This window comes from Mesorhizobium sp. M2A.F.Ca.ET.039.01.1.1, from assembly GCF_003998035.1.
Lineage (GTDB): Bacteria > Pseudomonadota > Alphaproteobacteria > Rhizobiales > Rhizobiaceae > Mesorhizobium.
Map to the genome: position 1 here is coordinate 1 of NZ_RZRY01000358.1, position 6,599 is coordinate 6,599.

At 63.8% G+C, this 6,599-nt stretch carries 6 protein-coding genes; 5 read left to right on the forward strand and 1 reads right to left on the reverse strand.

The window, feature by feature from the left end; genetic code table 11:
- Positions 1 to 340: DUF255 domain-containing protein (locus EOA24_RS23560; protein ID WP_133374585.1), on the reverse strand; the 340-nt coding region annotated here is incomplete at its 3' end.
- A 120-nt stretch (positions 341 to 460) separates the two neighbouring features.
- Here EOA24_RS23560 and mnmE point away from each other — a divergent pair.
- From mnmE to EOA24_RS23585, 5 genes are all read left to right on the forward strand, one after another.
- Positions 461 to 1,768: a tRNA uridine-5-carboxymethylaminomethyl(34) synthesis GTPase MnmE gene (mnmE, locus tag EOA24_RS23565; protein WP_126080356.1), complete on the forward strand. Its 1,308-nt coding sequence runs from the start codon at positions 461 to 463 to the stop codon at positions 1,766 to 1,768.
- Between the two features lie 167 nt (positions 1,769 to 1,935).
- Entirely contained in the window at positions 1,936 to 3,810 is a 1,875-nt protein-coding gene (gene mnmG, locus EOA24_RS23570; protein WP_127410115.1) for a tRNA uridine-5-carboxymethylaminomethyl(34) synthesis enzyme MnmG, read from the forward strand.
- Positions 3,807 to 4,448 carry a 16S rRNA (guanine(527)-N(7))-methyltransferase RsmG gene (gene rsmG / locus EOA24_RS23575; RefSeq protein ID WP_126080358.1) on the forward strand — a complete coding sequence of 214 codons (642 nt, stop codon included), beginning with the start codon at positions 3,807 to 3,809 and terminating at the stop codon, positions 4,446 to 4,448. The genes mnmG and rsmG overlap by 4 nt, the downstream gene beginning before the upstream one ends.
- Positions 4,449 to 4,465: 17 nt before the next feature.
- Positions 4,466 to 5,263, forward strand: a complete 798-nt coding sequence (locus tag EOA24_RS23580) for a ParA family protein (RefSeq protein ID WP_126080359.1) — start codon at positions 4,466 to 4,468, stop codon at positions 5,261 to 5,263.
- 65 nt (positions 5,264 to 5,328) lie between these two features.
- Entirely contained in the window at positions 5,329 to 6,222 is an 894-nt protein-coding gene (locus EOA24_RS23585; RefSeq protein WP_126080360.1) for a ParB/RepB/Spo0J family partition protein, read from the forward strand.
- Positions 6,223 to 6,599: the final 377 nt, after the last annotated feature.

The window sequence follows — 6,599 nt, forward strand, 5'->3', positions numbered from 1 at the left end:
GGAACATGGTGAGCGGCCAGCCGCCCTGCTCGCCCATGGCATGGAGCGCAGCCATGTAGATCTGGTCGATGTCCGGCCGCTCCTCGCGATCGACCTTGATATTCACGTAGAGCCGGTTCATGACGGCCGCGACGGCGTCGTTCTCGAAGCTTTCATGCGCCATGACATGGCACCAATGGCAGGCGGCGTAGCCGATGGAGAGCAGGATCGGCCGGCCGAGTTCCCTGGCTTCGGCAAGGGCGGCCGGCGACCAGCCGCGCCAATGGACGGGATTGTCGCTGTGCTGCCGCAGATAGGGGCTGGCTTCTTCGGCAAGCAGGTTTCGCGCGGGCAAGGTCACGATGGGCGGCTCGGCGTGGTTTGAGGCAGAGGTCAGAGCGTGATGCCGAAAGGTGAAGCGGCCGACACGCTCTACCTTTTAATCTAGGCGGTTCGGCAGGTACGGCAAATGGTTTCGCCAATGGCTTCGAAGGATTCGATCGTCGCGCTGTCCAGCGGCCGCCTGCCCGCGGGCATCGCGGTTATCCGCATTTCCGGGCCGAAGACTCGATTCGTGGTCGAAACGATCGCCGGGCCGGTTAAGGATCGGTTTACCAATTTACGGACGATCAGGGCGGCGGATGGCTCGACGATCGACCACGGGCTCGTGCTGTTCTTTCCGGGCCCCGGCAGCTTCACCGGCGAGGATGTCGCCGAGTTCCAGGTGCATGGCAGCCGCGCGGTCGCCGCCAAGATGCTGGAGACGATCACCGGCTTCGAAGGCGTCAGGCATGCCGAGCCCGGGGAGTTCACCAGGCGTGCCTTTCTCAACGGCAGGCTGGATCTGGTCGAGACGGAGGCCCTGGCCGACCTGGTCAATGCAGAAACCGAGGCGCAGCGCCGGTTCGCCCTCAGCAATGCGGAAGGCGCGCAGAGTGAACTCTATTTGAGCTGGCGGCGCCGGCTGATCCACGCGCGTGCGATGATCGAGGCGGAGATCGACTTCGCCGACGAGGAGGATGTGCCTGGCTCCGTTTCGGAGGCGATCTGGTCAGACGTGACAGCGATGATCGGCGAGATCGAATGGCACGTCGAGGGGTTCAAGGCCGCGGAGATCATCCGTGACGGTTTTGAGGTCGTGATCCTCGGCGCGCCGAATGCCGGCAAATCCTCCCTGTTCAACGCCTTGGCGCGGCGTGAAGCGGCGATCGTCACTGACGAGCCTGGCACGACCCGCGATCTGCTCGAGGTCGTCATGGACCTCAACGGGCTGAAGGTGCGGCTTGTCGATACCGCCGGGCTGCGCGACGCCGTGGGCAAGGTGGAAGCGATCGGCATCGAAAGAGCACGGGCCAAAGCTGATGTGGCGGATCTTGTTCTGCTGTTGGAGGATATGGCCAATCCGGCGCCTGTCGGGGAAGTCTCGGCTGGGGCTCCGTTGCTGAGAATCGGCACGAAGTCGGACGTCGCCGATGTCGGCGCCGGTGCCTACGACCTGGTGATTTCTTCCAGGGACGGCAGCGGACTGGGGCGCCTTCTCGGTGAGATCGGAAGCCGCGCCGCCGCCGCGGTTGGCGAGGCCGGTGACGTCCTGCCCTCCAGAATGCGGCATGTCGAGCTGCTGCAAGAGGCGATGGATTTCCTGAGGGCGGCGCTGTCAGGGCACAGCCAGGAGCTGCGCGCCGAGGAATTGCGGTTGGCGGCGGAGCGCCTCGGGCGGATCGTCGGTGCCGTCGATGTAGAGGATCTGCTCGACGTCATCTTTTCGCAGTTCTGCATTGGTAAATGATTCACGTGAAACACGGAGCGGCCTCTGTCCGGCAGTGACTCACGTGAAACGCTACGCAATTGGGCCGGATTAATGTTTCACGTGAAACGGGTCCGGTCTTCCTCCTTGACAGCGCGAGGTGGCAGGGACATGTGTCTGTCCATCTCTGAAAGCGGATTTTTGGAAAAATGACCGATCACTATGATGTGGTGGTGGTGGGCGGCGGCCATGCCGGATGCGAGGCGGCGAGTGCTGCCGCGCGCGCCGGCGCCAGGACCGCGCTGGTGACGCTTCGCTTCGATACGATCGGCGTCATGTCCTGCAATCCCGCGATCGGAGGTCTCGGCAAGGGCCATCTCGTGCGCGAGATCGACGCCATGGATGGGTTGATGGGCCGCATCGCCGACGCCGCCGGCATCCAGTTCCGCCTGCTCAATCGCCGCAAGGGGCCGGCCGTGCGCGGCCCGCGCACCCAGGCCGACCGCAAGCTCTATCGGCTGGCGATGCAGGAAGCGATTCGGCAGCAGAACAATCTCGACGTGATCGAAGGCGAGGCTCTCGACTTCGAAATCACGGACGGTCGAATCGCTGCCGTTCAGATTTCGGGTGACCGCCGGTTGGCTTGCGGCGCCGTGGTGCTGACCACCGGCACCTTTCTGCGCGGCCTGATCCATATCGGCGAGAAGAAGATCGTCGCCGGCCGCATGAACGAGCAAGCGAGCCACGGCCTGTCGGCGACGATGGCGCGCGCGGGTTTCCAGCTCGGGCGCCTGAAGACCGGAACGCCCCCTCGCCTCGACGGCCGCACCATCGACTGGGCCTCGCTGGAAAGCCAGGCCGCAGACGAAGATCCGGTGCCGTTCTCACTGATGACGGACGCTATCGCCAACCCGCAGATCCATTGCGGCATCACCCGCACCATGCCGGCAACGCATGAGCTGATCCGCGCCAATCTCGGCCGCTCGGCCATGTATTCCGGCTCGATCGAAGGCGTCGGCCCGCGCTATTGCCCGTCGATCGAGGATAAGATCGTCAAGTTCGGTGACCGCGAGGGCCATCAGATCTTCCTGGAGCCGGAAGGTCTCGATGACGACACCGTCTATCCGAACGGCATTTCGACCTCGCTGCCGGAGGACGTTCAGCTCGAGATCCTGAAGACCATTCCCGGGCTGGAGAAGGCGACGATGCTGCAGCCGGGCTATGCGATCGAATACGACCATGTCGACCCGCGCGAGCTGAAGGCTACGCTAGAGACGATGCGCGTCACTGGCCTGTTCCTTGCCGGGCAGATCAACGGCACCACCGGTTATGAAGAAGCCGGCGCGCAAGGCCTGCTCGCCGGCATCAACGCGGCGCGCAAGGCCGCCGGCGGTGACGAATTCGTGCTCAGCCGAACCGAAGCCTATATCGGCGTGATGGTCGATGACCTCACCAGCCGCGGTATCGCAGAGCCCTATCGGATGTTCACCTCGCGTGCCGAGTTCCGGCTTTCGCTGCGCGCCGACAATGCAGACGAGCGGCTGACGCCGCTGGGTGAAAAGCTCGGCATCGCGTCGTCGGAACGGCTGCAGCGCTTCGGCGGGATTGTCCGGAAGCTCGACGAAGCCCGTGTCTTGGCGAAGTCGGTGGCCTGGACGCCGAACGAGGCGGCGCGGATCGGGCTGGAGATCAACAAAGACGGCGTGCGCCGCTCGGCTTACGACCTCTTGGCGCATCCGGGCGTCGACATGGCCTGGCTCGCCGGCGTCGAACCGCGCTTTGCCGCGCTTGACGCCAAGACGGCCGAGCGGCTTGAAACGGAAGCGAAATATTCGGTTTACCTCGATCGCCAGCAGGCGGATGTTGCACAGATCAGGCATGAGGAATCGCGGCTCATCCCTGAGGGCATCGACTTCTCGGATGTGCCGGGCCTGTCGAACGAGCTGAAGCAGAAGATGAAGACGCGCCAGCCGCGTTCGATTGCCGACGCGCAACGGATGGAAGGCATGACGCCGGCGGCGCTTGCCATCATTGTCGCGCACGTCCGCAATGCCGAGCTTGGCGCGCGAAGGTCCGTGGCGTGAGCGCGGATGCCTGGGCGGACCTGCAGAAGGCAGCGGGTCCGGTTTCACGTGAAACATTCGAGCGGCTTCGGGCTTTCGAACAGCTGTTCCTGAAATGGAACCGCAGCATTAATCTGGCGGCACCATCGACGCTGGACGATATCTGGCGCCGGCATATTCTGGACAGTGCCCAGCTTGCGCGAATCGCGCCCGCCGCAACGCGCTGGGTCGATCTTGGCTCAGGCGGTGGGTTTCCCGGATTGGTGCTCGGCTTCCTGCTCAAAGGACGTCCCGGCGCATCGATCGATCTTGTCGAGAGCAACCGCAAGAAGGCGTCGTTCCTGCAATCGGTCGTCGGACAGTTCGATTTGCCGGCGCGGGTTCTGGCGAAGCGCATCGACGACAGCTATGCGCTTGTTTCCGCACCGGAAATCGTCACGGCGCGGGCGCTGGCGGCGCTCCCGGACCTGCTCGATCTGGCAGCACCCTGGCTGATTAAAGGGGCGCGCGCGCTTTTCCATAAAGGCCGGGATTACCGGGCCGAAGTGGAAGAAAGCACTCACCGCTGGACCTTCGATCTGGTAGAACATTCGAGCATGACCGACCCCCATGGCGTCATCCTCGAAATCAGCGACTTGCGTCCGGCGAAACAGCAATGAATTACTGGCATAGGCCCATGAGCAAAGCACCGCGTATCATCACTGTTGCCAACCAGAAGGGCGGCGTCGGCAAGACAACGACGGCCATCAATCTGGCGACGGCCCTGGCCGCGATCGGCGAGCGCGTGCTGATCGTCGATCTCGATCCGCAGGGCAATGCCAGCACCGGGCTCGGCATCGACCGCAAGGATCGGACCGTCTCGTCCTATGATGTGCTGACCGGCGAGCTCGAGCTGGAAGCGGCCGCCGTGCCGACGGCGGTGCCCGGCCTGTCGATCGTGCCCTCCACGCTCGACCTGCTCGGCATCGAGATGGAGATCGCCTCGGCGCCCGACCGTGTGCTCAGGCTCCGCAATGCTCTGCGCGCCGCGGCAGAGCGTTCGGCGCCGTTCGGCTATGTGCTGATCGATTGTCCGCCCTCGCTCAATCTTTTGACTTTGAATTCAATGGCGGCAGCCGATTCCGTTCTCGTGCCGCTGCAATGTGAGTTCTTCGCGCTGGAGGGTCTCAGCCAGTTGCTGGAAACGGTCGAGCAGGTGCGCGGCACGATCAATCCGGACCTGACCATCCAGGGGATCGTGCTCACCATGTATGACGGGCGCAACAACCTCGCCAACCAAGTGGTGCAGGATGTACGCACCCATATGGGCGACAAGGTCTATGAGACGATCATCCCGCGCAATGTGCGGGTCTCCGAAGCGCCGTCCTATGGCAAGCCGGCGATCCTCTATGACCTGAAATGCTCCGGCAGCCAGGCTTATCTGCAGCTCGCCTCCGAGGTGATCCGCCGTGAGCGCAAGCTGCGCGCCGCCTGAGCCGTAGCGGCCTAGCGGCGGTGGTTAATCAGCCGATTCGATTCCGAAACGATCTGGACATTATAATGACCGAAGACCAATCGAGAAAAAGACTGGGCCGTGGCCTCGCTGCGCTTATCGGCGAAATCGACCGTCCGGCGGCGCGGGAAAAGCCGAGTGCGACGGTGGCGGCTGACGGCAAGGTGCCGATCGAATTCGTCAGCCCGAACCCGAAGAACCCGCGCCGGCATTTCGGCGATGCCGAGCTCACCGACCTTGCCCAGTCGATTCGCGAGCATGGCGTGGTGCAGCCGGTGGTGGCGCGCCCCTCGCCCTCTCAGCCCGGCCGCTACGAGATCATCGCCGGCGAGCGGCGCTGGCGGGCGGCGCAGCGCGCCGGGCTCACCGAAATCCCGGTCATCGTGCGCGACGTCAACGATCGCACGGCGCTGGAGCTGGCGATCATCGAGAACGTGCAGCGCGCCGACCTCAATCCTGTCGAGGAGGCGCAAGGCTATCAGCAGCTCATCGACGAGCATGGCTATACCCAGGCCGATCTCGGCCAGGTGATCGGCAAGAGCCGCAGCCATGTCGCCAACACGCTGCGTCTGCTGAAGCTGCCTCCCGTGATCCACTCGATGCTGGTCGACGGTGATCTGTCCGCCGGCCATGCACGTACGCTGGTGACTGCCGAGGATCCCGCCGGGCTTGCCAAGCGCATCGTCAAGGAGGGGCTTTCGGTGCGCCAGGCCGAAGCGCTGGCGCAGACGCCCGCCGGTCCGACACCGGCCAAGGCGAAGTCCGCGACAAGCGCGCCCGAAAAGGATCCCGACACGCTGGCGCTGGAGAAGCTGATGACCGACACGATCGGCATGATCGTGAGCATCGAGCACAAGGGCAAGGGCGGCACGCTGCGCGTCGATTACCGCTCGCTGGAGCAGCTCGACGAGTTGTGCCGACGGCTGAAGGACGAACGGTAGGCGGCTGCGGCGCAACGGTATTTGCCGTGATTTGAGATTTTGCCTTAAGGTTGGATACGACTGATATATCGGTGATAACAATAGTGGGCTGGCGATGCGCCGGCCCTTTTTTGTTTTGGCTGGCCAAGGCGGCGGGGACAGCTGATCTCCCCCATTGTGGGGGAGATGCCCGGCAGGGCAGAGGGGGGCGCGAAGGAACGCCATCATCTCATGAGCGCAACAACGACCGAACGACATGGATTGACATTAAATCATTGTAGCGTCGACAGAATTCAGTGCCAATGCGCCTCCGCCAAGGCCAGGATTCTTGGGAGGTCGACGCCAAAAGCCGATACGCTGGCGGGACAGCGCCCCTCTGTCCTGCCGGACATCTCCCC

What these genes read in the sequence shown, in the direction of transcription:
- mnmG (WP_127410115.1), top strand. Translation starts at nt 1,936, where the DNA reads ATGACCGATCACTATGATGTGGTGGTGGTGGGCGGCGGCCATGCCGGA.
- EOA24_RS23580 (WP_126080359.1), top strand. Translation starts at nt 4,466, where the DNA reads ATGAGCAAAGCACCGCGTATCATCACTGTTGCCAACCAGAAGGGCGGC.
- mnmE (WP_126080356.1), top strand. Translation starts at nt 461, where the DNA reads ATGGCTTCGAAGGATTCGATCGTCGCGCTGTCCAGCGGCCGCCTGCCC.
- EOA24_RS23585 (WP_126080360.1), top strand. Translation starts at nt 5,329, where the DNA reads ATGACCGAAGACCAATCGAGAAAAAGACTGGGCCGTGGCCTCGCTGCG.